Raw genomic sequence first — 24,285 nt, 5'->3', positions numbered from 1 at the left:
GACTTCGTGAAGTCGCTGATGGACTCCGTGGATCGCGGTGTCGGCCAGCTCGTCGACGCCGACATGAACGCGGAATCCACCCGCTTGACGGCCCTCCAGACCCAGCAGCAGCTCGGCGTTCAGGCGCTCTCGATCGCCAACCAGAACAGCCAGAGCATCCTGTCGCTGTTCCGCTAAGCCTCAAACCATCTTGGGAGGGCCGCGCTTCTCGCAAAAGCGCGGCCCTTTCTATTTGGCGTGACGCCGAGCGCACGCCGTGATGTCGGCTGCCCTGTTGCAACAGGGGCACAAAGCCACAAGCCCCACACAAGCTTCAGCCGCTAACCTCGCCGTTACGACAGGTTGGGCTCTTCAACGATTTTCCGCAGCCCAAAGGCATGATGCCGCTCTGCCGTACCGGTGCAAGCCCGGTATGTCCCCAAAACTCAATCCAATCTTCAAAGGGACATCAAAATGGGTTCTAGTCTGCTTACCAACTCCTCTGCAATGACCGCGCTCCAGACCCTCCGGTCTGTCAGCGCCAACCTGCAGACGACCGAAAACCGGATCTCGACCGGCCAGCGCGTCTCGACCGCCTCGGACAATGCCGCCTACTGGTCGATCGCGACCTCGATGCGCTCCGACAACGCCGCGCTCTCCGCCGTCTCCGACTCGCTCGGTCTGTCGGCTGCGATGGTCGACACCGAATATACCGCTCTGACCTCGGTTATCGGCGACAAGGACTCTGGCCTGACCAAACTCCAGGCGTTGCTGGTCGAAGCCAAGACCGCCGGTATTGACCGCACCAAGATCCAGGCGGATATCACCCAGATCCAGGGGGATATGAACCTCAAGGCCAACTCGGCGACCTTCAACGGAATCAACTGGCTGAGCATCAACACGGGCAGCGGATCCACGGCTACGCCGGCGACCTTCAACCTCGTGTCGTCGTACTCCCGTGTCGGCGGCACGCCCACCATCGGCTCCATCACCGTGACGACCGCCAACTACGCGCTCTTCACCACCGGCGGCGCAAGTCCGACCGGCATTCTCGACGCGCAGACCTCGAGTGTGTCGGTCGCCAACATGACCATCGGCACGCTGACCGATGCGGCGACCGACCAGGCCACGCTCGATGGCTACATCGCGCAGGTCACCGCTGCGATCAACTCGGTGGCCTCGGCCGCCGCCAATCTCGGTGCCGTCAAGAACCGCATCTCGACCAACACGGACTTCGTGAAGTCGCTGATGGACTCCGTGGATCGCGGTGTCGGCCAGCTCGTCGACGCCGACATGAACGCGGAATCGACCCGCCTCCAGGCCCTGCAGACCCAGCAGCAGCTCGGCGTTCAGGCGCTCTCGATCGCCAACCAGAACAGCCAGAGCATCCTGTCGCTGTTCCGCGGCTAAGCGGCGCTTTCGAAAACGACCGTGCTCCCCGAGGGAGCACGGTCCTCGTCCTAAGCGACGACCGGGGCGGCGTCCCGTATACCGCCTAATTCATTCCGAACGTTTCCCTATCGATCACCGGCGCGCGCCGACGCGCCGCGATCTTGCATCGCCAGCGCGATCGTGCCCGGTCTAGTTCGTTCGTCAGCCTCCGATCTCCTTGTAAAATTGCAACGCCTCGCCTGCGAACTGACACATTGGTGTCCTTGCGCAACCTTCAGACAAGGTTGGCAGCGGAGTGTCCTTTGCGTTCGCATTGGTACGAGGTCATATGCTCAGTCGCGCGCAGGTGCAGCAGCTGCTCAACAATCTGCTGGAGCTTGGCCCGCGACGCCTGATGGCATTGGGGCTGATCGGTTTTGCCGTTCTCGTTACCGTCGTGGGCGGCGCCTATTATCTGAGCCGGCCTGAATTCGAGACCCTCTATACCGGCCTGACGCGCGAGGACGTGACGCGGATCGGCGCCGCGCTGCGCGAGCAGAACATCGCCTTCGACGTCAATGCGGCGGGAGATGCCGTCTCGGTTCGCCCGAGCCAGACCATGCAGGCGCGCATGCTGCTCGCCGAGAAGGGGCTGCCAACCAGCGCCAATTCCGGCTACGAGCTGTTCGACAAGATCGGCTCGCTCGGCCTGACCTCCTTCATGCAGGAGGTCACAAAACTGCGCGCGCTCGAAGGCGAGATCGCGCGCACCGTCCAGCTCATGAAGGGCGTGAAGGCGGCGCGGGTCCACATCGTCCTTCCCGTGCGCGGCTCGTTCCGCGCCACGCAGCAGCCTCCGTCCGCGTCCGTCGTGCTGCGCACCGACGGCGCGATCGAGCCGCGCACGGCGCAATCGATCCGCCAACTCGTTGCCGCCGCTATTCCCGGCATGACGCGCGACAAGGTGACGGTGCTGGATGCCGACGGCACGATGCTGCTCGCCGAGGAGGACGAGGCGAGCGCTGCGCCGACCAAGATGGCAAGCCTCCAGAAGATGGTTGGCGGGATGGTGCAGGAGAACATCCGCAAGGCGCTGACGCCGTATCTGGGCCTGGATAATTTCGAGGTCAGCGTCGCCCCGCAGCTCTCGACCGACAAGCGGCAGATCAACGAGACCGTCTATGATCCGGAAGCGCGCGCCGAGCGTTCGGTGCGGAACGTTCGCGAGAAGGAGACGTCACAGAACGCGGATCGCTCGACGCCGACCACGGTGCAGCAGAATCTTCCGGACCAGCAGGTCAATGCCGGCGGCACCAAGAACTCCAATGAGGAGAAGAATCGCCGCGAGGACGTCACCAATTTCGAGGTGTCATCCAAGACAACGACGACGGTCAGCGACGGTTATTCCGTGAAAAAGCTGTTCATCGCGGTCCTGATCAACCGCGCGCGGCTGGTTGCCGATCTCGGCGACAAGACCAATCAGGCCATCGTCGACAGCAAGATCGCCGAGATCAGCCAGCTCGCTGCCACCGCCGGCGGGCTGGACAAGCAGCGCGGCGACCAGATCCAGGTGACGGCCGTCGACTTCGTCGAGGGCTCGCGTGAGCTCGCGCCGGTGCCGCCGATCGGCTTCGTCGAGATGCTGAACCGGCAGATGGGAAGCTTCATCAACGCGGTCACTATCCTGGCTGTCGCCTCGATGCTGGTCTGGTTCGGTCTTCGTCCGGCGGTCAACGGCATCCTCACTCATCGCGCGCAGCAAGAGCAGGTCGAGGCCGCAGAGGCGGCCGCCCAGCTCGAGGCTGCAGCCCTGGCGCTGCCTGAGAACGAGGAGGCGGAGCTCAACCTGGTCGAGGACCTCGAAGGCAAGATGCAGCGCACGCCGCAGAAGCGGCTTGAGCAGATCGTGCGGCTCGACCAGACACAGGCGGCTGCGATTCTCAAAGAGTGGATGCGTCGGGAGGAGGCGGCATGAACGCGGCAATCGGAAAGCTGCTCACGCAGTTCGACGCCAATGGACGGGCGAGGCCAGGCGAGAAACCGAAGCTGCCGGAGCCGGCGGCGAAGCCGAAGGAGGTCAGGCGCGAGCCGCCGCCTCAGCTTCAATCCCAGCCTCAACCCGCCGCGCCGAAGGTTGAGACGCCGCCGGTCAATCTCCTCGACGATGCCTATCGGCGCGGCTACGCCGCTGGCGTTGCGGAAGGAGATGCCAAGCTTGCGGAAGAGCGCGTGCGCGGCGCGATCAGGCTCGGCGAAGAGCGGGCCAAATGGTCCGATCAGCAGGCCGTTGCGATCGTGAACGGCTTCACCGCCGCTTGCCGTGAGCTCGAAACCAATGTCGCAAGCTCGGTGGCCCGCATCCTGCAGCCGTTTCTCGTCGATGCAGTCCGCGACAAGGCGGTTGCGGCCCTGGTTGAGCAGATATCGACGCTGACCTGCCAGTCGCCCGTGCCGGTGTTCAAGATCACGGGGCCGAGCGACCTGCTCGAGCTGGTCAAGACTCAGCTCGACACGGCGCGGCGGACCGGCATCGAATATCAGGTCGCCGACAGCTTCGAAATCCGCGTCGTCGCCGACCAGACGGTGATCGAGACGCAGATCTCCCCGTGGATCGAGCGACTGAAGGATGCGCGACGGTAATCCGCCATGAGCGACGTCCAGCCCGAGCTCGTAATCATCCGCCGCCGCAGCGCGTTCGACGATGCGCCGGCCAAAGGCGGCGTCTGGAAGATCGCCTATGCGGACTTCATGACCGCGATGATGGCGTTCTTCCTGGTGATGTGGCTGCTCAACGCACTCAACCAGGACCAGCGCCAGATCGTGGCGAGCTACTTCAATCCGATCGAGCTCGCCGAGAACGCGCCGGCGCCGAAGGGTCTCAAGGATCCCCGCAAGAAGGACCCTGCCGCGTCCGAGGGCCAGGAAGGCAAGCGCAAGCCGGCGGGCACGAGCGAGGAGCGCCATGGCGACTCGCCCACGGCCGAAAAGCCGCCATTCTACGAGGAGAAGGTGCTGTTTCGCGACCCTTACGCGACGCTCGCGGAGATCGCGGCCGGCTCGAGCCAGGCGGCGGGGCAGCGGCGCGTCGGGGCGCTCGCCTCCGCGGAGGAAGAGGGCCTGAAGGGCGGCGAGGCCTATCGCGACCCCTTCGATCCCGGCTTCTGGAAGTTCGCCCCGCAAACGGCGAAGGACGGACCGGCGAGCGAGACCGAGCCCACCCCAAATCCTGCCGCGCGCAACAATCCTGCCGCCGCGGACCAGGGCGAGCCTGCGCGTCGAAGCAAGGCTGATGACGCCGGCGCCACGGCCGATGCGCAAGCGCCGTCCGCCGGCATGTCGCCTCTGCTGCCGCCCGCTCCTGCGCCTACGCAGGCTGGCCGTGATGGCAAAGCGCAAGTCGATGCTCAGGCCAACGCGCAGGCGAATTCTGCCGCAAAGGACACCGAGCCGCGCGACGCGGCACAGGCGCAGCAGCCGACGGTCAAGCAGTTGCAAGCCGCGATCACCGACGTGCTCTCGGACATCAAGGCCGGCGCCGGGCCGGTGGCGGAGGTGCGCCAGGTCGAGGAGGGGCTGCTCGTCAGCCTGACCGACGATGCGAGTTTTGGCATGTTCGCGGTCGGCTCCGCCGAGCCGCGCCCCGAACTGATCCGCGTCATCGACAAGATCGGGCCGCTGCTGACCAAACGACCGGGCACGATCATCGTGCGCGGCCATACTGACAACCGGCCTTACCGGTCGGATACCTACGACAACTGGCGGCTTTCGACCGCGCGCGCCCAGATGGCCTATTACATGCTGGTCCGCGCGGGCGTCGATGCGCAGCGGATCGAGCATGTCGAGGGTTATGCCGACCGCCGCCCGAAGCTCACGAACGATCCGGCGGCGGCACAAAATCGCCGGATCGAGATTTTGATCCGGGAGAAGCGCCCGTGATCGGCCCGAGAGCTTTCGCGCTGCTTTTGCTGCCGTTCGCTGCGGCGAACGCGCTCGCCGCAGCGCCGGAGCCAGCGCCCTCGACGGAAGAGCCATATGCGCTGGTCCGTTCGTTGCAAGCCGTGCAGGACGGCATCGCCAGCGGCGATGCCGCCGCGCAAAGCGGTCATCTCGCGCTGATCCGGCAGGTCGGCGAGAAATTCCTTGCCGCCGATCCAGGCGTGTGGAGCAGCCCGCAGAACGGCCAGGCCATCGTCGTCTATATGCTCAGCGGCGGCGCGCCACAGGTCGTGCGCAAGCTTCCGCGCGAACGGATTAATGTCGACGAGCGGCTGTTCAATGGCGCGCTCGCCTATGTCGAGGGCCGCCAGGACGAAGCGCGCGAGCTTTTGAAGGACGTCAAGCCGCGCTCGATCCCGTCGAGCATGAGCGGACAGATCGCACTGGTGCAGGGCGCGCTGCTCGCAAGCTCCGATGCATCGGTCGCGATCGAGCGGCTGGACGACGCGCGGCTGCTTCTGCCGGGCACGCTCGTGGAAGAGGCGGCGCTGCGGCGTGAGATTGTGCTGGTCGGGCAGGCGGAGGATTTCGACAAGTTCGAGTTCCTGACGCAGGCCTATATCCGGCACTATCGCAACTCGGTCTATGCCGGCGATTTCTGGCAACGGTTTTCCTCGGCCTTGACGCGTTCGAGCCTCGCGCTCGACGAACACCGCTTTTCGCGGACCACGGCATTGCTCGACCAGATCGACCGCGGGAACCGTCTCAAGCTCTATCTGGTGATCGCCAAGAGTGCGCTGGTCCGCGGGCGGCTTGCCGTGGTGCGACTCGCAGGCGAGCAGGCGCTGTCGCTGAGCGCCGACGGGAGCGTGGATCGCGAGCGGGCGCATCTGTTCCGGGGGAGCGCCCGGGTGCTCACTGGTGACTATGAAGGCGGCCTCACTGAACTGAAGGCGACCGACAGGTCGAAGCTGCCGGAGCGCGAGGCGTCTCTTCTCAATGCAAACATCCAGCTCGCGCTTGACCTTCGCAAGCCGATCTCTGGCCCGCCGTCCGCGATAGCCGCCGACAAGCCGCCGCCCACGCCGGCGCGTCTGGACCTGGCGTCATCGGCTGCGACCCTTGCGCGCGCGCAAAAGCAGCTCGAGGAGCTGGAGCTTCTGACCAAGGACCGCCGCCCATGACCAAGCTCAACGGCACTTCTGGACAGCTCTTCTCTGCCGTCGCCGAAAGCATCAGCGCGCGAGGAACGCTCCAATCTGGAAAGAGTCCCACCGGACAAGGCACTGCGGACTCCTCGTTTCACGATCTGCTTCACACCGTGTCGAACCTCGCAAAGCGGGCCTTGAACGATTCCGGAAATGAAGCGGCCGTGAAGTCGGCGGCACTGCGCACGCACCTCGCGCAATTGACCGAGCGCGACGAACCGAAAGACGAGTCGCTCGACGACCGGACCTCTTCGGCCGAAGAGCCGCAAGCTACCGGCAAGCACGATCCGCTCGATCTCGCACCGAAGGCGGAGGTCCAGAGCCGCTTGAGCCTCCCCACGATGGTCGGGCCGGAGCTTGCCGCCGTGGCGGTCATCAAGCCGCAGGCGCAATCACTCTCGGGCGACAAGAAGGATGCGCCCGCGCGATCGGAGCGATCTCTTGGCGGATGTGAGCTATCGGCTGCAAGCGTTGCGAACGTGCAAACAGTTGACATCGCCGAAACCAGACCGCGAACGCAAGTTGCCCCTCCGCAGGTTGCGACAGTGCCGCAAGGCAATGCGCCTGCGCCAAAGGCGATGCCTGGAGCATCTGGTTTCGAAGCCGTCACGGCGAATGTCGAGCGCGCCGCGAAGGTGTCCGCTCGCGATGCGCTACCGGAAGCGGCAAAGGTGACTGTCGTCCAGCAAGAGACCCATCTTCCACCCGTCGCGCAGTTTAGCGCGCCTCAGCAGGTGGCGAATGCTGTCGTCACTGAATTAGAGAACGCCGCTGCGCCGGCGTCATCCGCCGCACCCGATCTCACTTCAGTCCAAGGCAATGCACCCGATCAGCCGCTGAAAATCCTGACCATCAGCCTCGAGCCGCCCGCGCTCGGCAATGTCACCGTGCGGCTTCGCCTGGTCGGCGAGTCCGTCTCCGTTCATCTTGCGGCCGACCGCAAGGACACCAGCCAGATGCTCGACCAGCAGCGCGACTCGATCCGCGAGCTCATGCAGTCGGCGGGTTATGTCGCCGAGGTCGCGCCGGTCCAGCACGGCGCGCTGGATGGATTTCAGGCAGGCTCAGGCCAGCCACAGCCCTCGCTCTCCGGCCAGCCACAATCGCAGAACGCGCAAGGAGCGTTCGATGGCTCGAACGCATCGTCCGGCCAGTCCGACGGCGGAGCGCGGCAAGCGAGGGACGAGCGCCAGCCCAACCAGGAGACGCGTCATGAGCAGGACGTGGCCCAGCGCACTCGTCGCGGCCCTGTTTATCTTTAGTGCGACCGCCGCCGCCGCGGGCGCGGACGGCTCGCGCCCTTGCGAGCGCGAGATGGCGCGCGCGGCGCAAGCGCACGGCATTCCGCTCGGCGTCCTGTATGCGGTTGGTCTCACCGAAACCGGCCGCCGTGGTGCGCTCTACCCTTACGCTCTCGGCGCCGAAGGCCAGACGGTGTTTGCCAAGGACCTCGACGACGCGATGGCGAATTTCGAGGCGATGCGACATCGGGGCGTCAAGCTGATCGATCTCGGCTGCATGCAGATCAACCATTACTATCACGGTGACAAGTTTGCTTCCGTGCGGGCGATGTTCGATCCCGCCAGCAATGTCGACTACGCCGCGCGCTTCCTCAAGGAACTGAAGCAGCGCGAGGGAAGCTGGACCATGGCGGTCGCCCGCTACAATGCGGGTCCCAACAATCAGCCCGCGCAGAAACGCTACGTCTGCCACATCGTTGCTCATCTCGTCGCTAGCGGGTTCGGTGCCTGGACCGACAAGGCGCGCGCCTTCTGTCAGAAGGAAGCGGCGTGACGACGATGCGTGCGATCTACGGCCAGCCCCGCGCAAGCAAGCACGGTCATTGTAAGCCCAATATACCAAAGGAGCCCAATCCATGAGCCTGTATGGCGTAATGCGCACCGGCGTGTCCGGCATGAGCGCGCAGTCCAACAAGCTGTCGACGGTTTCGGACAACATCGCGAACGTCAACACCACGGGCTACAAGCGGGCTGAGACCGAATTTTCCTCGCTGATCCTGAAGAGCGGCACCGGCAATTACGATTCTGGCGCGGTCGAGACGCATGTCCGCTACGCGATCACGGATGCCGGACATGAACAGTTCACGACGTCGACGACCGACCTCGCCGTCCAGGGTAACGGGTTCTTCATGGTGTCGGACGCCACCAACACACAGCAGTACCTTACGCGAGCTGGCTCGTTCGTGCCGGACAGCCAGGGCAATCTGGTCAATGCGGCTGGCTTCTACCTTCTGGGTTACCCTGGTGCTGTATCCAATATCTCCTCGAACAGCACCGCCGGCATGCAGATCGTCAACGTCAATCTGGCAACGCTTCAGGCCACGCCTTCGACCCTGGCGACCGTCACCGGCAATCTGGACCCGAGCGCGGCCGTCATCGCCGGTCCACCCACTCCGGCTTCCTACTCCGCGAAGAGCTCAATCGTGGCATACGACAACATCGGCAGGCCGGTGACGCTCGACGTCTACATGAGCAGGACCGCAACGACTGCTGGTCTGGATACCTGGCAGGTCCAGGTCTACGATTCAGCGACGAACACCGCGCTCGCGGGTGGTCTCGGCACTTTCAACTTCGATACGACTGCGGCTGGTAAGGGCGCACTGGTCGGTCCACCAACGTCACTCACGGTGACTGTTCCCGGTGGCTCGGCCTTTACCGTCGACCTAACGGCCATGACCCAGGTGGCATCGAGCTTCAATTTCAAGGCCACAGTCAACGGCAACGCTCCATCCGCCGTCGAGAAGGTGGATATCGATAGCAAGGGTGCGGTGAATGCGATCCTTCAAAATGGGACGCAGATACAGATCTATACGTTGCCGCTCGCCGATGTCCCGAGCCCCGACAACCTCACGCCCGAGGTCGGCAACGTCTACTCGGTGAGCCTCAACTCCGGAAACCTGCAGATCGGGAGCGCCGGCACGGGCGGGCTCGGCACCATCCAGTCCGGCGCGCTGGAGGAATCCAACGTCGATCTCGCCGACGAGCTGACCTCGATGATCGAGGCGCAGCGCGGCTTCACCGCGAACTCGAAATCGTTCCAGACCGGCGCGGACCTTCTGGACGTCGTCGTCAACCTGAAGCGCTGATCCCGGCCGCGAGCAAGCCAAAGAGCAAGTCATGTCCCTCACTGCCGCTCTCGACAATGCCCGCTCCTCACTCATGGCGACGGGCGTCCAGTCGTCGGTCATCTCGCGCAATATCGCTGCCGCCAGCCAGGCCGGCTATTCGCGCAAGATCGCCGTGCTGGACACGTTGCCCGGTGCGGGCGTCTATGTTGCCGCGATCCAGCGCGCCGCGAGCGTCGGCCTGTTCACCAACGTCCTGACCGCGACGTCGGCGTCCGCCGGGCAAAGTGCGCTCTATGATGGCCTCCAGAAGATCGCGGCGTCCACGGTGGATGATCCGGAGCTGAATCAGTCGCCGACCGCTGAGCTCAACAAGCTGAAGCAGGCGCTCCAGCAATTCGCCAACGCCCCCGACAATACGACGCTGGCGCAGGCTGCGGTCTCCTCGGCCAAGGACATGGCGACCGCGCTCAACGACGCGACGAACACCGTGCAGTCGGTTCGAGAGGGTGCCGATGCCGATATGGCGACCTCGGTCGCCAACATCAATCAGCTCCTCACCCAGTTCGACACCGTCAATACGGCGATCGTGAAAGGCACGATCGCCGGTGATGATGTGACCGACTATCTCGACCAGCGCGATAGCATCGTCTCGAAAATGTCGCAGGAGGTCGGCGTCTCCATGTCGATCCGCGCCAATGGCGATGCGGCGCTCTACACCGATAGCGGTGTCGTGCTGTTCGACAAGGTGGCGCGGACGGTAAGTTTCGCGCCGACCAACGCCTACACGCCTGGCACGACCGGCAACGCCGTCTACATCGACGGTGTGCCAGTGACCGGCGCCAATTCCGTCATGCCGATCAAGACGGGCAAGCTCGCCGGCCTCGCTCAATTGCGCGACAACGCGGCGGTCACCTACCAGGACCAGCTCGATGAAATCGCGCGCGGCCTGATCAGTGCCTTCCAGGAGACCGATCAGACCGGCGCCGCACTGCCGAACGTGCCTGGTCTCTTCACCTATCCCGGCGCGCCGACGATGCCCGCGAGCGCGACCGTCTTGGTCGGTCTCGCCGGCACCATCACCATTGCGGCTTCCGTCGATCCGAATGCCACTCCCAGCGGAAACCCCAACCTGCTGCGCGACGGCGCGATTAGCGGCAACCCCGCTTACAGCTACAATACGGCCGGCAATGCCGGCTTCTCGACGCGTCTGCAACAGCTCATCAGCAATATGGATGCGGCGCAGCCGTTCGACCCGGTCGCGCAGGGCAAGCCGAGCGCCGGCGTAATCGATTTCGCCTCGTCGTCCGCGAGCTGGATCGAAAACCAGCGCAAGACCGCTGACAACGGCGTCCAGTATCAGAACACGCTGCTCGACCGCAGCAACTCGGCGCTCTCGAACGTCAATGGCGTCAACATGGACGACGAGATGTCGCTCATGCTCCAGGTCGAGCGCACTTACTCGGCGTCGTCGAAGCTGATCTCGACCGTCGACAACATGTTGAGCAGCCTGCTGGCCGCCGTGGGGACATCATCATGATGAGCGCGAACTATATCTCGACCTTGATGCTTTCCTCGTCATTGAGGTCCTCGATCACGAACAACCAGAGCGCGCTGAGCAACGCTTCCAAGGAGGCGACCACCGGCCGGTTTGCCGATGTCGGCCTCCAGCTCGGCGTGTCCACCGGGCGCGACGTGGCGCTGCGAGCGGACATGGACTTCATCGACCAGATCGTGGATACCAACGGACTGGTCTCGGGCCGCCTGGACGTGACCCAGAACCGGATCACGCAGCTTGTCTCGACCGCCCAGGATTTCCTCGAGAGCCTGATCACCGCGCGCGACGTCCCCAACGGCGCCCAGATGACCCTGCCGAGCGCCTCCGCCAATCTGCAGGACCTCATCGGCGTGCTCAACGCGTCCTACAATGGCTCATATCTGTTCGGCGGTCTGAACACGCAGAATGCGCCAATCACGAATTATGCGCCGGGCTCGACCAGCAAGAACCAGGTCGACGCTGATTTCCTGGCAGCGCCGCCCACTGGCTTCGGCTTCACGCAGAGCGCGGCTGGCGTGAGTGGTATTACGCCTGCCCAGATGCAGAACTTCCTCAACACCACCTTCGATGCGGAGTTCCAGAGTCCCGCCTGGAACAACAACTGGTCGTCGGCCACCAACCAGACGCTGAGCAGCCGCATCTCGACGACCCAGATCGTCAATACGTCCGTCAGTGCCAACCAGCAGGGCTTCCGCCAGCTCGCCGAGGCCTACACCATGCTCAGCGATCTCGGCAACGCGAACCTGAACCAGGCGACGTTCCAGACCGTCGTCAACAAGGCCATCGGTCTCGTCGGCGGCGCGATCGACAACCTCGCTGTGCTCGGCGGCACGATCGGCTCGGTCCAGCAGCAGATCTCGACCGCGACCGACAAGCTGAAGATCCAGCACGACATCCTCAACCAGCAGGTCGTCGACATGGAGAAAGTCGATCCGACCGAAGCCTCGGTCCGCATCAACACGTTACAAAACCAGATCGAGACGGCACTCGCGCTCACCTCGCGGATGCAGAAGATCAGCCTCATCAACTATCTCTGAGCCGCAGTGTCGTCGTTGTCCCGTCGTTCGGTTTCCTGCGCAAAGTGGTTCAGATGACTTTTGAAGCTTATGAAGCGGTGGTGGAAGACAGTAGCCTCGAGGCGCGGAGCCGCGAACGGATGGCCCTGACGCTCGGCATCGACCGCATGGAGCGGCTCGGCAAGGGTCATTTCAGCGCCGAGGACCTGGTCGAAACCCTGCTCTATGTCCGCCGCCTGTGGGCGATCTTCATCGAGGATCTCTCGCATCCGGAGAACGGCTTGCCCGAGCAGCTCCGCGCCGACATCATCTCGATCGGCCTGTGGGTCGTCAAGGAAGCCGATCGTCTGCGCGCGGAGAAATCGAACGACGTGGCGCAGCTCGTCGAGATCAATCGCGTGATCCGGGACGCGCTCTGATGAAGATATCCTTGCGGGCGGGCGAGCGGATCTACGTCAACGGGGCGGTGCTGCGCGTGGACCGCAAGGTCTCGCTCGAGCTCGTCAATGACGTGATGTTCCTTCTGGAAGGTCAGGTCATGCAGGCGGCTGACGCCACGACGGCGCTGCGCCAGCTCTATTTCATCGTCCAGCACATGCTGATGAATCCGACCGGCGTCGCCGATGCCGCCGCGCTCTACGCCCAGCACCACGCCGCCCTGCTGGCGGTCTGCGAGAACCAGCAGATGCTGGAGGGCCTCGCCGTGATCGACGAACAGGTCGGGACGAGCCGTTACTACGAGGCCTTGAAGCGGATAAGGGCGCTGTTTCCGGTGGAGCAGGCGATCCTGGCCGGCCCTGCGACCAACGCCCCCTTCGAGGCGGCCTGACAGCGGAGAGAGACATGAACGTCACCAGCGCCACCGACGCGACCAGCACGCAGTCGACCTCGACCGGAACCACCACGACGACGGCAACCAACACGGTCGACTACAACACCTTCCTGCAGCTCCTCATCGCCGAGATGAAGAACCAGGATCCGACCAATCCGATGGATACATCGCAATATATGAGCCAGTTCGCGCAGCTCTCGACGGTCGAGCAGGCCATGCAGACCAATTCGAAGCTCGATGCGCTGCTCTCCTCCTCGGCGCTGTCCCAGGCCGACGGGCTGATCGGGCACACGGCGAGCTATACCGATAGCAGTGGAACGACCGTGAGCGGCAAGATCGCCTCGGTCTCCATCAACACCGACGGCGCCGTCGCCACGCTCGAGAACGGCACGCGGATCCCGGTCGGCGCCGGGCTCACCATCAGCTAGCCCATGAACGAGAGGGACGCCCTCGACATCGTTCAGCAGGCGATCTGGACGATCATCATCGCCTCGGGGCCCGCGGTCGGCGCGGCGATGCTGGTCGGCACGATCATTGCTCTCGTCCAGGCCCTGACCCAGGTTCAGGAGGTGACGCTGACCTTCGTTCCGAAGATCATCGTGATCCTGCTCGTCGTGGCCGTGTCCGGCTCCTTCATCGGCGCACATCTCTCCACCTTCACCGAGATGGTCTATTCGCACATCGAGCACGGATTCTGACCAGCCGCGGCCCCACCATCCTCGCGTAAGCTTTGCGCGGCAGATTGCACGGCGGATTTCTCCTGCCGGTGACCCATGGCCGATACGTTGACTGCGAGCCTGCCGAACCCGCGACGACTTGGCGCGGACGCCTTCTTCGCGGGCGGCATCGTGGTCATGCTTACGATCCTGTTCCTGCCGATCCCGCCGATGCTGATCGATCTCGGCCTTGCGTTCTCGATCGCGCTTTCGGCGTTGATCCTGATGGTCGCGCTGTGGATCCAGCGGCCGCTCGACTTCTCCGCATTCCCGACCGTGCTCCTGATCGCGACGATCCTGCGGCTGGCGCTGAACATCGCGACCACCCGACTGATCCTGTCGCGGGGCGGGGAGGGCGAGCAGGCCGCCGGCCATGTCGTCGCCGGCTTCTCCAAGTTCGTCATGGGTGGCGATTTCGTCATCGGCCTGATCATCTTCGCGATCCTGGTCACGGTAAACTTCGTCGTGATCACCAAGGGCGCGACCCGTATCGCCGAAGTCGGCGCCCGTTTCACCCTGGACGCCATCCCCGGCAAGCAGATGGCGATCGATGCCGATTTGTCCGCGGGCCTGATCGACGACAAGGAGGCGCAGCGCCGGCGCCGCGAGCTCGAGGAAGAAAGCGCGTTCTTCGGTGCGATGGACGGTGCCTCGAAATTCGTGCGGGGCGACGCTATCGCGGGCCTGATCATCACCGCGATCAACATCTTCGGCGGCATCGTCATCGGTGTCACCCATCACGGCCTGACGCTCGCGCGCGCCGCCGACGTCTACACCAAGCTGTCCGTCGGCGACGGTCTGGTGTCGCAGATGCCGGCTCTGATCGTCTCGCTGTCGGCGGGCCTCCTGGTCTCCAAGGGGGGCACCAGGGGGTCGGCGGAGCAGGCCGTGCTGCGGCAGCTCGGCGGCTATCCGCGCGCCGTCTCGGCAGCCGCGCTGATGATGTTCGTTCTCGCACTCATGCCGGGTCTACCGCTGGCGCCGTTCGTATTGCTTGGCGGGGTCATGGCTTTCGTCGGCTATTCGCTGCCCAAGCGCCAGGCGGCCGAGCAGCGCAAGGAGGAGGCGCGCAAGGCCGACGCGCGGGCCCAGGCGGAGGCCAAGGAATCCGTCAAGGAATCGCTGAAGACCGCGGAGATCGAGCTCTCGCTGGGAAGCCAGCTCTCGGTTCACCTGCTCGGCTCGCGCAGCGAGCTCGCCCATCGCGTCGCCAAGATCCGCAAGAAGTTCGCCAAGCAGTACGGCTTCGTGATCCCGGAGATCAAGCTCACCGACAACCTGTCGATCGATCCCAAGGGCTACCAGATCCGCATCCACGACACGCGCATCGCCCATGGCGAGTTGCGGCTCGGCGAGATCATGGTGCTGGTGGACAAGGACGGCAAGCCCGACGTGCCCGGCGACGAGGTGATCGAGCCGGCCTTCGGCATGAAGGCGCTGTGGGTGACCGAGGCCTTCACCGAGGAGGTCAAGCGGCAGGGCTGCAAGCCTGTCGACAATCTGTCGGTACTGCTCACGCATCTGAGCGAGGTCCTCAGGGCGAACCTCGCCCAGCTCCTGTCTTACAAGGACATGCGTGGCCTGCTCGACCGGCTCGATCCCGAGTACAAGCGCCTGGTCGAGGATCTCTGTCCGTCGCAGATCTCCTATTCCGGATTGCTGGCGATCCTGAAGATCCTGCTCGCCGAGCGCGTTTCGATCAGGAACCTCCATCTCATCCTCGAGGCGATCGCCGAGATCGCACCGCATGTGCGTCGCTCCGAGCAGGTCGCCGAGCATGTGCGGATGCGGCTTGCCCAGCAGATCTGCGGCGATCTCTCCGACAACGGCGTGCTCAACGTGCTGCGTCTTGGTAACCGCTGGGACCTCGCATTTCACCAGAGCCTGAAGCGCGACGCCAAGGGCGACGTGGTCGAGTTCGACGCGGATCCGCGCCTGATCGAGCAATTCGCGACCGAGGCCAGTGCCGCCGTCAGGAAGATCACGGAGACGGGCACTAACGTCGTGCTGGCGGTGACCCCGGAAGCCCGTCCTTACGTCCGCATGATCCTGGAGCGGGTGTTTCCGACCCTGCCGATCCTGTCGCATGTCGAGGTGGCACGCAGCGCCGAGATCAGGGCGCTTGGAGCGGTGTCGTGATCAGCGGTCTTGCGGACAGCGTTCTGGCCACCTTCATCGTGTTCTGTCGCATCGGCGCCTGCCTGATGCTGGTGCCCGGCTTTTCCAGCGTCAACATTCCCGTTCAGATCCGCCTGTTCGTCGCGATCGTCACGACCTTTGCGCTGGCGCCGATCCTGGTCGCGACGCTCAAGCCGCTCCTGACAGACGCGCAGCCGCTCACGCTGGCCTCGCTGATCGGTTCGGAGCTGTTCACCGGCAGCATCATCGGCATCGCTGGGCGTGTGTTCTTCCTTGCGCTTCAGACCATGGCGACCGCGATGGCGGGCGCGATCGGGCTTTCCAACATCCCGGGAACGCCGGTCGGCGATACCGATCCGGCGCCGGCGCTGGTTCCGCTGATCATGGCGGCCGTGACCACGCTGTTCTTCATGACCGATCAGCACTGGCAGGTACTCAGAGGGCTCATGAATTCCTACGACGTCTGGCATCCCGGCGACAGGCTCGGCGGCGATGTCGCGCTTTCGCAGCTCGTCAACCGTCTCTCCGAAGCCTTCGTGCTGACGCTGCGGATCACCAGTCCCTTCATCGTCTACTCCGTCATCGTCAATCTGGCCGTTGGCCTGGTCAACAAGCTGACGCCGTCCATCCCGGTCTATTTCATCTCGGTGCCGTTCGTTTTGCTCGGCGGGCTCTTGCTGCTCTATCTGATCAGCGATGAGCTCCTGACGCAGTTCATGATCGGCGTGACGTCGTTTCTGGCGGAATGATCGATGACGTCACGTGCGGAAAGACTCACGCGCTTGGTCTCGCTGATGAAGCTGCAACTTCGGCTGTCCGAGTGGCAGCTCGTGCAGCTCAGGCAGCGGGAGCAGCACTTGCAGGACGAGGAGGTCTATCTGGTCGGCGCCCTCAATGACGCGGAGCTGCCGGCCGGCTCGTCGAGCTTTTCGATCTCGCGGCGTCTTGCGACAACCAGCGTCGGGGCCCGCGCGGTCCAGGCCGAAGCCGAGAAGCAGCTCGGCCAGGTCCATGCTCAAAGCCGACGCGTGAAACATCTAGAGCAGGTCGCAAGAGGTGTGATCGCGAGCAAGCAGCGCGAGGCGGAGATGCGCGTCCTCGAGGAGATCGCCGGCGCGCACTCCGGTGCGCGCGACTGGACGTCCATAAGCAGCTAACCGGAGCCGATACATGATCGTGACACCGACGCCCGACGTCGTCCTCGACGTCCTGGAGGCCGCCGACCCGGTGACGCAGCGTGCGGCCACCGCGAAGCTCGATGCGCTGAAGTCGTCGGATGCCGACTTTGCTGCCACGATGGAAACCGAGGCCACCAGAGCGGCGAGCGTCGCCGGCGATCAGGTGGCGACAAAGACGCAGGAGGCCTCGCTCGACTCCTCGAATGCGGCCGCACCGGTGCGGGTGATCAAGGCTCCGTCCTCGGGCGACGTCTACCGCAAGTTCGAGGCTTTCGTTCTCCAGGTCTTCGTCGAGACGATGTTGCCGCAGAACGCGCAGGACCTGTTCGGCAAGGGTACCGCGGGCGGCATCTGGCGCTCGATGCTGGCGGAGCAGCTCGGCAATCAGCTCGCGCAAGGCAAGGGGATCGGCATTGCGAGGCAGCTTGCATCTGCGCATCCGGCAGCTGCGGATGGCAAGTCGGAAAAAGCCGGATGATCTGGGTGGGATTGAGACGAGCGGGAAGGTGACTTGAGATGCAGGCGGAAGAAGGCGCAACGAGCATGGCGGCGGAGCAGTGGGACACAGAGACCGGGGGGGCGGGCGAAGCGGCGCTACCCGTGCATCTGCCGGATGTGCGCGCCGAGCCCGCGCCCGTGGCGGTCGATCCGTCCAGGTCCGACGAGGTGCGTGGCCTGCTCGCGGCCATCCGGCGGCTCGAGAGGGTCATCGAGGAGGAGACGCTCGCACTCCAGACGGGCAAGAAGATCGATTTCGACGATTTCAGCACGCGCAAGAGTCGCAGCATGCTGGAATTCGTCCGCCTGATGCGCGCGCAGCTCCACCTCGGCGCGGAGGCCGAGGTGACCGAGGAAATTCAGAACCTGCGGCGGAAGCTCGAGAAGAACCGCGCGGTCCTCGAGATGCACTACGACGCGGTGCGCGAGGTGGCTGAGATCATCGTGCGGGCGATCAGGGAGGCCGAGTCGGACGGCACTTATAGCGGCAAAACTTCGCAGGAGGGCAAATGATCAGGCTGCTCCTCACCGGACTCTGGGTGTGCGTTCTCACCGCGGGCGGAAGCTATGCGGTCGCCTATTGGAAAGAGAACGGCGGCCTGATCCACAAGGACGAATATCTCGACGGCCTGCAGTACCAGAAGACGCGGGCGCTCAGCGTGCCGATGGTCGAGAACGGCAGCGTGCAGGGCTACATCGTCGCGCGGTTCGTCTACACGGTCGAGGCGCGGACGATGCATCAGCTCACCGTTCCGCCGGATCCGTTCGTCATCGATGAAGCCTTCCGAAAGATTTACGCGGACGACCGCCTGGATTTCAGGAAGCTCGCCCGATACGACCTGTCCATCCTGACGGCCGCCATCAAGCAGCGCGTCAACGAGCGTATGCAGGCCGACGTCATTCAGGACGTCCTGGTCGAGGATTTCAACTACGTCTCGCGCGAGGAATTCCAGCCCAAGCCGTAGCTTCAAAAGCTGCCGGCGGGGATTGGCATAAGCAGCGAAAGGTCAACTGCGCTCGCAATGACGGAGTTTGCCGCTGCGACTGTCATCCCCGCGCACGTTGTGCGCAGGGACCTCGTCTGGCTTTGAGCTGTTAGCTCGCGGAGTATGCCGCCGGGCTGGAATGCGACCGGTTGAGGAGGATGCCGACGTCCTGGAGTTCCCCGATCGGCTCGTCGATGGTCTCGCTCACGGGGATGTCGAGCCGGTAGCCGACGTAGCGCCGCGCCACGATGGCATCGAAGCCGAGGCGATCGCGCAGCTTCTTGCGCAGCTTGCTGACATGGCTCTCGATCACGCTCTCGTCATAGGTCGACTCGAAGATGCCGTAGACCGCATTGAAGATCTGCGTCTTCGTGATCCATTTGCCGTGGTTGCCGACCATGTATTCAAGGATGCGTAGCTCGCGGCGGGGGAGCGTCAGAGCATGGCCGCCGATCTCCGGATCGCGGCCGTTGAAGAAGACCTGGATCCTGGTCTCGCAGGGCCGCGGGCTGTCGCCCATCCGGCGGCGCGCGATCGCCGCAGTCCTGGCGAGGATCTCGCGCAGGTGGATAGGAACGTGGACGACGTCGTCGACCCCGGCCTCGAACAACTCCAGCGTATTCTTGAGCATCTTCAGTCCGCTCAAGGCGATGATCGGAGCCGATGATCGCTTCCGTACCGCGCGCGGAATGCTTCCGCGCGCATCGACATCCCCCAAGAGGAAGGCGTCGACGGCCTCGAGATCCGCTTCGCTTGCGGATTGCAGCCAGTCCCAGAATTCACCGGAAGAGAAGCCAATCGACGAAACGCCTTCACGAACGAGCCCTGTAATGTAGCTGTTCGCCACGCTTTCGCGATCATCAACGATTATATACATCAGTCTTTCGCCCCTGTTTCGCACTCGCCGGGATTCTGCCGGGAAGACTTTTGTGATGCCCCGGCCGAACCAACAGCCATGCCGTTTGACGATATTCCCCCGCGAACGCTTGTTGTGGTTCGGTGATGACGTTCGCAGGCAGCCCTTCGCGTTCAGCGCCTGCGGTCTGCAGGCCTGTTACGCCACTCGATACTGAACGCTTACGAAGTGAGGCTCGGCGAGCGCCTTACGATGGCCTCGCGAAGCAGATGAGAAACGATTTGGTCCGGCTGCGTCGAGTTACGGATTGCGTCCGAACATTGCTGAACCGTGTCGTTCTCCTCGCCAACTGGCGAGAATCACTTGAGTAGGACCGTAACAATTGCCGAATTCCGATCAAGCGCGCGGAAAAAACCTCTTGGTAAGCGGGCTTGATGCTGTTTGTTTTTACTGGTTGCTTCTTGGTATTTCAGAGCGTAACAGTTGATTAAGCATCCTTACTACATCTGTCGTGTTCCGGTTCGATCGGTCGCCGACGCCGTGAAATCACGGGCATTTTGTGCGCTTGCGTAAACGCGCTTCGGAAGCGGATTTTGACTCCTGCATCGACACCTGAGCCTGCGAGGCGGGTGCGCCAATTTGACTCAGGTAGCGCCAGACAAACGCCGCAAATGCAAATCGCGATCGCGCTGTTGCTTTGATGCCGCACTGCAGAGTGTCGTGCCGGCGCACTACGCTTGGTTGCGTCGTATCCGGCATGACGAACGGACATCCGCGCCGGTTTCGGACAAGCTTGGCGATCTAGCTTCGCGAACAGTGAGAAGAACCGAGACGGAGCATTTTGAATGTCGTCCGATGGACAGGCTCGTCCGAATGGACCGGCAGACATGTCGGGGGCAGCGACGCAGCGCCGCGACGCGCAAGATCCGAAAGGTAAGGGCCCTTCGCCACGCACTGCCGCGCCTCAGGCGGGCACCAGGAATGCGTCGGCTGTTGCGGCGGATGAAGCGGTTGCAAAGGAAGCGCTCGAAGGGCTCAAGCGTATTCGCGCCAAAGCCCGGTTGGACAAGATGGCGATACCGAAGCCCGCGTCGGTCGCGATGCGGCCGGCCGTGATCGTCTCCAAGCCGCCGGCGCCGCGTCCCTCCTGGGTGGTACCGCTTGCGACACTGGCGATCGCGGTTGGTCTGGTGGTCAGCGCCTGCACCGGCGTCATCGCCTATCTGACCACGCAGCCGAGCCAGACCAATGCGGCGACCAGCGCCGAGATCAGGAATTTGCGCGAGACAGTCGCGCAGTTGCGCCGTCAGGTCTCCGGTGTCTCGGAGAATCTCGACGGCTTGCGGACCGCCGTCGATCTCTCGAGCAAGACCACGAGTGATCGCTTCGGTCGCTTCGCCGAGAATCTCGACCGCATCGAGCGCGTCAACTCGGCTTCGACCGCGAAGTTCGAGAAGCTCGCTCAGGCGCAGACGCCTGTGCCGGCTCCCGTCGCCTCCCAGACGGCGTCTGCCGGCCAGCCCATGGCGGTCGTGGCGTCGGCAGGCCCTGGCACCGAGATCACTGGTTCGGTGTCGCCGTCAGAGCACGCGACGCCTCCGAAGAAGGTGGTCAAGGGCTGGTCGGTTCGTCAGGCCTATGAAGGCATCGCGATCCTTCAGGGGCCGAACGGCGTCGTCGAGGCCATCCTCGGACAACAGGTGCCGGGCCTCGGCCGCATCGAGGAGATCAAAAGCGACAGTGGGCGTTTGCTCGTGCTGACCAGCGCCGGCGCGGTTCTGCCGGCGCGGAAAACGGCGCCCTGATCCCGCGTTATTGCCTGCGCTGCTCGAAGCTCGTGCACAACAGCTCGGTCTCGACGTCCGTGATGATGGCGCGGAACAGGCGGCAGGTGAACTCGGCAGGCGTCCCGCTCTCGGGATTGCTACGCGTCTCCCTCAGAAACATGCAGCCCCGGCAAATGTCGGCGCGGTGCCGCTGCTGGCCGGTATCCGACTGGTCCAGTACGCGACGTAGCGCGTCGCGAAAGCTCGTCTTGCGCTCCTCGTCGAGCAGCGCAATCGCATCCACCAGGGCATTGACGGGGTCGCGTACCAGAAACTTCTTGCCCTGCTGCGTCACGCTCAGCGTCACGGAACGCTTGTCCTTGGCCGATCGCGTCTTCTCCAGATATCCCTTTTGCTCCAGCTCCTGGATGATGTAGGACGCCGTGCCACGGGTCGTGCCGACATGGCTCGCCAGCGCCGAAGGCGTCCGCGAAAATCTGTTCGCGCGGGCAAGGAAGCGCAGCGCCATCCATTCCCGATCGCGCAAGCCGTGCTTGACCTCTTCAAACAGAAAAATCCGCGCGAGCTGCCCCAAAAGCTCGATCGACTCGCGTGCCAAATTCATCGTCATTCCAAAATCGTCATTCAAAGTTCGCCTTGCCCGGCTGACTTGCGAAGCTGGCGCGCCAAGCCGGCTCGCCAAGTCAGACCGGATATTGATGGAGCCGCTCGCCGCGTGATCGGTGCGCTGGCGAGACTGCTCGTGAACAGCTCCACACGCCGCCGCAATGTTGCTTCGCGAAACCGGATGGAACCCGGCAGGGACCTACGGCATCAGGACGAAAATTCGAGTAAATTGCTCGGCTAAAGTCTTCTGAAAATCTACGACAAATACGAGGGGCGCGAATTGTCATGGGGCGCATCGCGATATCGCGACGCGGATCCGCAAGCGTGACGCGGCTGCCGTTCGCGATGCGATTGAAGCTTAGCGCGGCTCGACCACCTCGCCGTCTTCCTTCACGAAACGTCCGACGGGTTTGTCCAAAAGGTCGATCACGGCCTCCGAGGGCCGGCACAGTCGCGCGCCCTTCGGCGTCGCGACGATCGGACGGTTGATGAGGATGGGATGCGCAATCATGAAATCGAGCAACTGGTCGTCGGTCCAGTTCGGGTCTTCGAGGCGGAGCTCCCGATAGGGCGTGCCTTTTTCGCGCAGTAGAGCGCGGACCGAAATCCCCATCTCTGCAACCAGCTCCTTGAGCCGTTCGCGTGTCGGCGGTGTCTTGAGGTATTCGATGACGACGGGCTCGGCGCCGCTCTGCCGGATCATCGCGAGCGTGTTGCGCGAGGTGCCGCAAGAGGGATTGTGGTAGATGGTGACGGTCATCGTAATGTCTCCGCGATTGCGACGGGCCGCGCACCGGCGTACGCCCGAGGAGCCGGTTCACCAGAAGCTCCGGCATTCGCGCAGCAAAGTCCGGCGAGGATGAAGCCCGGCAGATCCACCGGTCCAATAGCGGAAAACGTGTTCGTCGGCGAGCACGCGATGGCGATTTCTCGCAGGACGTCCCTGCATCAAGGGCCCGCGGGACGACCGCTAGATCGCGTTCCGGGGACGCTGGAAGGGGCCGCTTCCGGCTTCGTCCTTGCGGGATCGGTACAGGGCGATGATTCCTCGGCAGGCCTTGCCGTCGAGACGATGAAAATCGAGCTTCAACCGTTCGAGCTCGCCGGCCGTGATGCGATAGTTGGGTGCCCCGAGGAACAAAAGTGCCATCGTGGTCGGCCAGCAGAAATTCAGCGATCTGGCCAGGATCAGTGCAGGCTCGCGATCCCGTTCGATCAATGCGCGTTCGACGATGTCGACGGGCAATGGGCACAGCAAGGATAGCGCGACGGCCGTTTCGTTGAACTTGAGAGAGTGGGCGAACTCGAAGACCTTGTCTTCGGTCAGCTCGCCGCGCTCGTGCAGCTTTGCGACCGTCCGCTTGGCGGTGAAATAATCCTTGGAAGCCGGGCCGAATCTGGCGTGCACCGCGCCGGTGATGTCGACGACGACCCGGTGAATCTGCGGCGCGATATCGGGCCGCTCGCGCTCGAGCTTCTCACGCACTTCTGCGGAAGCTTTGGCGATAAGCTGATGGAACAGATGCCGGGGGATGTCCTTTCGCAGCCCGACGGATTCAGCGAGGATCGAATCTCCTTCGGAACGCCGCACGAGGTGCAGGAAGCCGGAATTCGTAAAGCTTGCACCCTTGTTTGCCGCGACCGAGTTGACGACCTCGTTGCCGCCGCGGACCACGAGGACATCAGTCACGGCCTCTGGAACAGACTGTCGCTGGGAGATCGCGAGCAGATGCTGCTGGCTCTTGCTCCTGGCACAAGCGATCAAGGTCTCGGTGTCCAGGCGCTGCGATTGCCTGAGGATAGGCCAGGCCACGTCGATGCAGTCGTCGGAGGCGAGCTGGCTCGTCAGCTTGTAGGGCGCATTGTTGCTGGCGGCCAGTTTTCCCGCCAGCCGCGCACGTGCCGTCGTTTCGATCTCCTGGGCAAGGCGGCCGATGATCTCGCCGAAAGTCCAGATTTGGTCTTCGGAATAGGTCCCAGCGATCAGGAGATCGGTCGCGTGCCACATCGCCCGCAGACAGCTCTCGGGATTTCCTTTTGCAACAGTCTCTTCCAGATCGAGCAGGAGCGACGTGGTTTCGACCATGGGGGCAACTCGCGGCTTGAAAATGTTCAAAGCAAAACAACTCGAGGAAACGGCGCCACTTCGCCATCACATGCTTGAACGAGCGGTAAAGCCCGGGCCCGCGCCTCTAACCTGACTTAACGTCGGTGCAATGGAATCGCTCAAATTTGAGTTGGTTCCGGGAGGGCCCCGGCGAGCGCAGGCAGCGGGGAGATATCGATATTTGCAATAATTCTGATTTATCGAATAAGGCGAATCGCCTCAGCTCGGGAAAGCGAAGGTTCGATAGTCGTCACGAAATGTGGGCCGGGCTGCGGTAGAGGCCCAGGCAGCGTTGGCGCGGAGGGGCCGCAATGATTTGAACCGCCTCCACGAGGCGATTGCGAGAGCTCGTCAATTCACGATAGACACCGCTCCACACTGCTGGCATACCAAATACCTGATGTGGTGGGGGTAAAACCGCAAGGCG

General features: G+C 63.6%; 26 protein-coding genes. 22 read left to right on the top strand and 4 right to left on the bottom strand.

Features of this window, described 5'->3' with window-relative positions:
* The 21 genes from Q2941_RS07885 to Q2941_RS07785 all read left to right on the top strand — a co-directional run.
* The coding region (locus Q2941_RS07885; protein ID WP_458192106.1) for a flagellin at positions 1-177 on the top strand (177 nt) is incomplete at its 5' end.
* 276 nt (positions 178-453) lie between these two features.
* Complete coding sequence (locus tag Q2941_RS07880; protein ID WP_254111047.1) at positions 454-1,389, top strand: flagellin N-terminal helical domain-containing protein; 936 nt, start codon at positions 454-456, stop codon at positions 1,387-1,389.
* Between the two features lie 310 nt (positions 1,390-1,699).
* The gene (fliF, locus tag Q2941_RS07875) at positions 1,700-3,325 is read left to right on the top strand and encodes a flagellar basal-body MS-ring/collar protein FliF (protein WP_458192101.1); all 1,626 of its coding nucleotides are present in this window, start codon (positions 1,700-1,702) and stop codon (positions 3,323-3,325) included.
* The gene (locus Q2941_RS07870) at positions 3,322-3,990 is read left to right on the top strand and encodes a hypothetical protein (RefSeq protein ID WP_027524768.1); all 669 of its coding nucleotides are present in this window, start codon (positions 3,322-3,324) and stop codon (positions 3,988-3,990) included. Before fliF ends, Q2941_RS07870 begins: the two co-directional genes overlap by 4 nt.
* Positions 3,991-3,996: 6 nt before the next feature.
* Positions 3,997-5,286: a MotB family protein gene (locus Q2941_RS07865; protein WP_458192100.1), complete on the top strand. Its 1,290-nt coding sequence runs from the start codon at positions 3,997-3,999 to the stop codon at positions 5,284-5,286.
* Positions 5,283-6,470, top strand: a complete 1,188-nt coding sequence (locus tag Q2941_RS07860; RefSeq protein ID WP_458192099.1) for a chemotaxis protein — start codon at positions 5,283-5,285, stop codon at positions 6,468-6,470. Before Q2941_RS07865 ends, Q2941_RS07860 begins: the two co-directional genes overlap by 4 nt.
* Entirely contained in the window at positions 6,467-7,756 is a 1,290-nt protein-coding gene (fliK, locus tag Q2941_RS07855; protein ID WP_458192098.1) for a flagellar hook-length control protein FliK, read from the top strand. The genes Q2941_RS07860 and fliK overlap by 4 nt, the downstream gene beginning before the upstream one ends.
* Complete coding sequence (locus Q2941_RS07850) at positions 7,707-8,288, top strand: transglycosylase SLT domain-containing protein (protein WP_458192097.1); 582 nt, start codon at positions 7,707-7,709, stop codon at positions 8,286-8,288. The genes fliK and Q2941_RS07850 overlap by 50 nt, the downstream gene beginning before the upstream one ends.
* 82 nt (positions 8,289-8,370) lie before the next feature.
* On the top strand, positions 8,371-9,600 hold the full coding sequence (locus Q2941_RS07845; protein WP_027524763.1) for a flagellar hook protein FlgE: 1,230 nt from the start codon (positions 8,371-8,373) through the stop codon (positions 9,598-9,600).
* A 31-nt stretch (positions 9,601-9,631) separates the two neighbouring features.
* Positions 9,632-11,119: a flagellar hook-associated protein FlgK gene (flgK, locus tag Q2941_RS07840; RefSeq protein ID WP_254111050.1), complete on the top strand. Its 1,488-nt coding sequence runs from the start codon at positions 9,632-9,634 to the stop codon at positions 11,117-11,119.
* The gene (locus Q2941_RS07835) at positions 11,116-12,174 is read left to right on the top strand and encodes a flagellar hook-associated family protein (protein ID WP_458192096.1); all 1,059 of its coding nucleotides are present in this window, start codon (positions 11,116-11,118) and stop codon (positions 12,172-12,174) included. The genes flgK and Q2941_RS07835 overlap by 4 nt, the downstream gene beginning before the upstream one ends.
* A gap of 53 nt (positions 12,175-12,227) precedes the next feature.
* Entirely contained in the window at positions 12,228-12,572 is a 345-nt protein-coding gene (flaF, locus tag Q2941_RS07830; RefSeq protein WP_027524760.1) for a flagellar biosynthesis regulator FlaF, read from the top strand.
* Complete coding sequence (gene flbT, locus Q2941_RS07825) at positions 12,572-12,982, top strand: flagellar biosynthesis repressor FlbT (RefSeq protein ID WP_027524759.1); 411 nt, start codon at positions 12,572-12,574, stop codon at positions 12,980-12,982. The genes flaF and flbT overlap by 1 nt, the downstream gene beginning before the upstream one ends.
* Positions 12,983-12,996: 14 nt before the next feature.
* Complete coding sequence (flgD, locus tag Q2941_RS07820) at positions 12,997-13,413, top strand: flagellar hook assembly protein FlgD (RefSeq protein ID WP_027524758.1); 417 nt, start codon at positions 12,997-12,999, stop codon at positions 13,411-13,413.
* Positions 13,414-13,416: 3 nt separating this feature from the next.
* The gene (gene fliQ, locus Q2941_RS07815) at positions 13,417-13,683 is read left to right on the top strand and encodes a flagellar biosynthesis protein FliQ (RefSeq protein WP_027524757.1); all 267 of its coding nucleotides are present in this window, start codon (positions 13,417-13,419) and stop codon (positions 13,681-13,683) included.
* A gap of 75 nt (positions 13,684-13,758) precedes the next feature.
* On the top strand, positions 13,759-15,840 hold the full coding sequence (gene flhA, locus Q2941_RS07810) for a flagellar biosynthesis protein FlhA (RefSeq protein WP_027524756.1): 2,082 nt from the start codon (positions 13,759-13,761) through the stop codon (positions 15,838-15,840).
* The gene (fliR, locus tag Q2941_RS07805; RefSeq protein WP_027524755.1) at positions 15,837-16,589 is read left to right on the top strand and encodes a flagellar biosynthesis protein FliR; all 753 of its coding nucleotides are present in this window, start codon (positions 15,837-15,839) and stop codon (positions 16,587-16,589) included. The genes flhA and fliR overlap by 4 nt, the downstream gene beginning before the upstream one ends.
* Positions 16,590-16,592: 3 nt before the next feature.
* The gene (locus Q2941_RS07800; RefSeq protein ID WP_458192095.1) at positions 16,593-16,997 is read left to right on the top strand and encodes a hypothetical protein; all 405 of its coding nucleotides are present in this window, start codon (positions 16,593-16,595) and stop codon (positions 16,995-16,997) included.
* Between the two features lie 13 nt (positions 16,998-17,010).
* Positions 17,011-17,496 carry a rod-binding protein gene (locus Q2941_RS07795; RefSeq protein ID WP_458192094.1) on the top strand — a complete coding sequence of 162 codons (486 nt, stop codon included), beginning with the start codon at positions 17,011-17,013 and terminating at the stop codon, positions 17,494-17,496.
* A gap of 38 nt (positions 17,497-17,534) precedes the next feature.
* Complete coding sequence (locus Q2941_RS07790; RefSeq protein ID WP_458192093.1) at positions 17,535-18,029, top strand: flagellar biosynthesis protein FlgN; 495 nt, start codon at positions 17,535-17,537, stop codon at positions 18,027-18,029.
* Positions 18,026-18,481: a hypothetical protein gene (locus Q2941_RS07785; protein WP_027524751.1), complete on the top strand. Its 456-nt coding sequence runs from the start codon at positions 18,026-18,028 to the stop codon at positions 18,479-18,481. The genes Q2941_RS07790 and Q2941_RS07785 overlap by 4 nt, the downstream gene beginning before the upstream one ends.
* Before the next feature lie 130 nt (positions 18,482-18,611).
* On the opposite strand, the gene Q2941_RS07780 is transcribed toward Q2941_RS07785, so the two are convergent.
* The gene (locus tag Q2941_RS07780; RefSeq protein ID WP_027524750.1) at positions 18,612-19,379 is read right to left on the bottom strand and encodes a response regulator transcription factor; all 768 of its coding nucleotides are present in this window, start codon (positions 19,377-19,379) and stop codon (positions 18,612-18,614) included.
* Between the two features lie 824 nt (positions 19,380-20,203).
* Here Q2941_RS07780 and Q2941_RS07775 point away from each other — a divergent pair.
* Positions 20,204-21,163, top strand: coding sequence for a hypothetical protein (locus Q2941_RS07775; RefSeq protein WP_458192092.1), 960 nt, complete (start codon positions 20,204-20,206; stop codon positions 21,161-21,163).
* A 7-nt stretch (positions 21,164-21,170) separates the two neighbouring features.
* Here Q2941_RS07775 and Q2941_RS07770 read toward each other — a convergent pair whose 3' ends face one another.
* The 3 genes from Q2941_RS07770 to Q2941_RS07760 all read right to left on the bottom strand — a co-directional run bounded on the left by Q2941_RS07770 (position 21,171) and on the right by Q2941_RS07760 (position 23,837).
* Positions 21,171-21,749: a MarR family winged helix-turn-helix transcriptional regulator gene (locus Q2941_RS07770; RefSeq protein ID WP_027524748.1), complete on the bottom strand. Its 579-nt coding sequence runs from the start codon at positions 21,747-21,749 to the stop codon at positions 21,171-21,173.
* 360 nt (positions 21,750-22,109) lie between these two features.
* Positions 22,110-22,511: an arsenate reductase (glutaredoxin) gene (gene arsC / locus Q2941_RS07765; RefSeq protein WP_458192091.1), complete on the bottom strand. Its 402-nt coding sequence runs from the start codon at positions 22,509-22,511 to the stop codon at positions 22,110-22,112.
* A gap of 210 nt (positions 22,512-22,721) precedes the next feature.
* The gene (locus tag Q2941_RS07760) at positions 22,722-23,837 is read right to left on the bottom strand and encodes a DUF2336 domain-containing protein (protein WP_458192090.1); all 1,116 of its coding nucleotides are present in this window, start codon (positions 23,835-23,837) and stop codon (positions 22,722-22,724) included.
* Positions 23,838-24,285: the final 448 nt, after the last annotated feature.

The organism is Bradyrhizobium sp. UFLA05-153, assembly GCF_054185185.1.
This window is presented reverse-complemented; position numbering and strand designations above follow the sequence as displayed.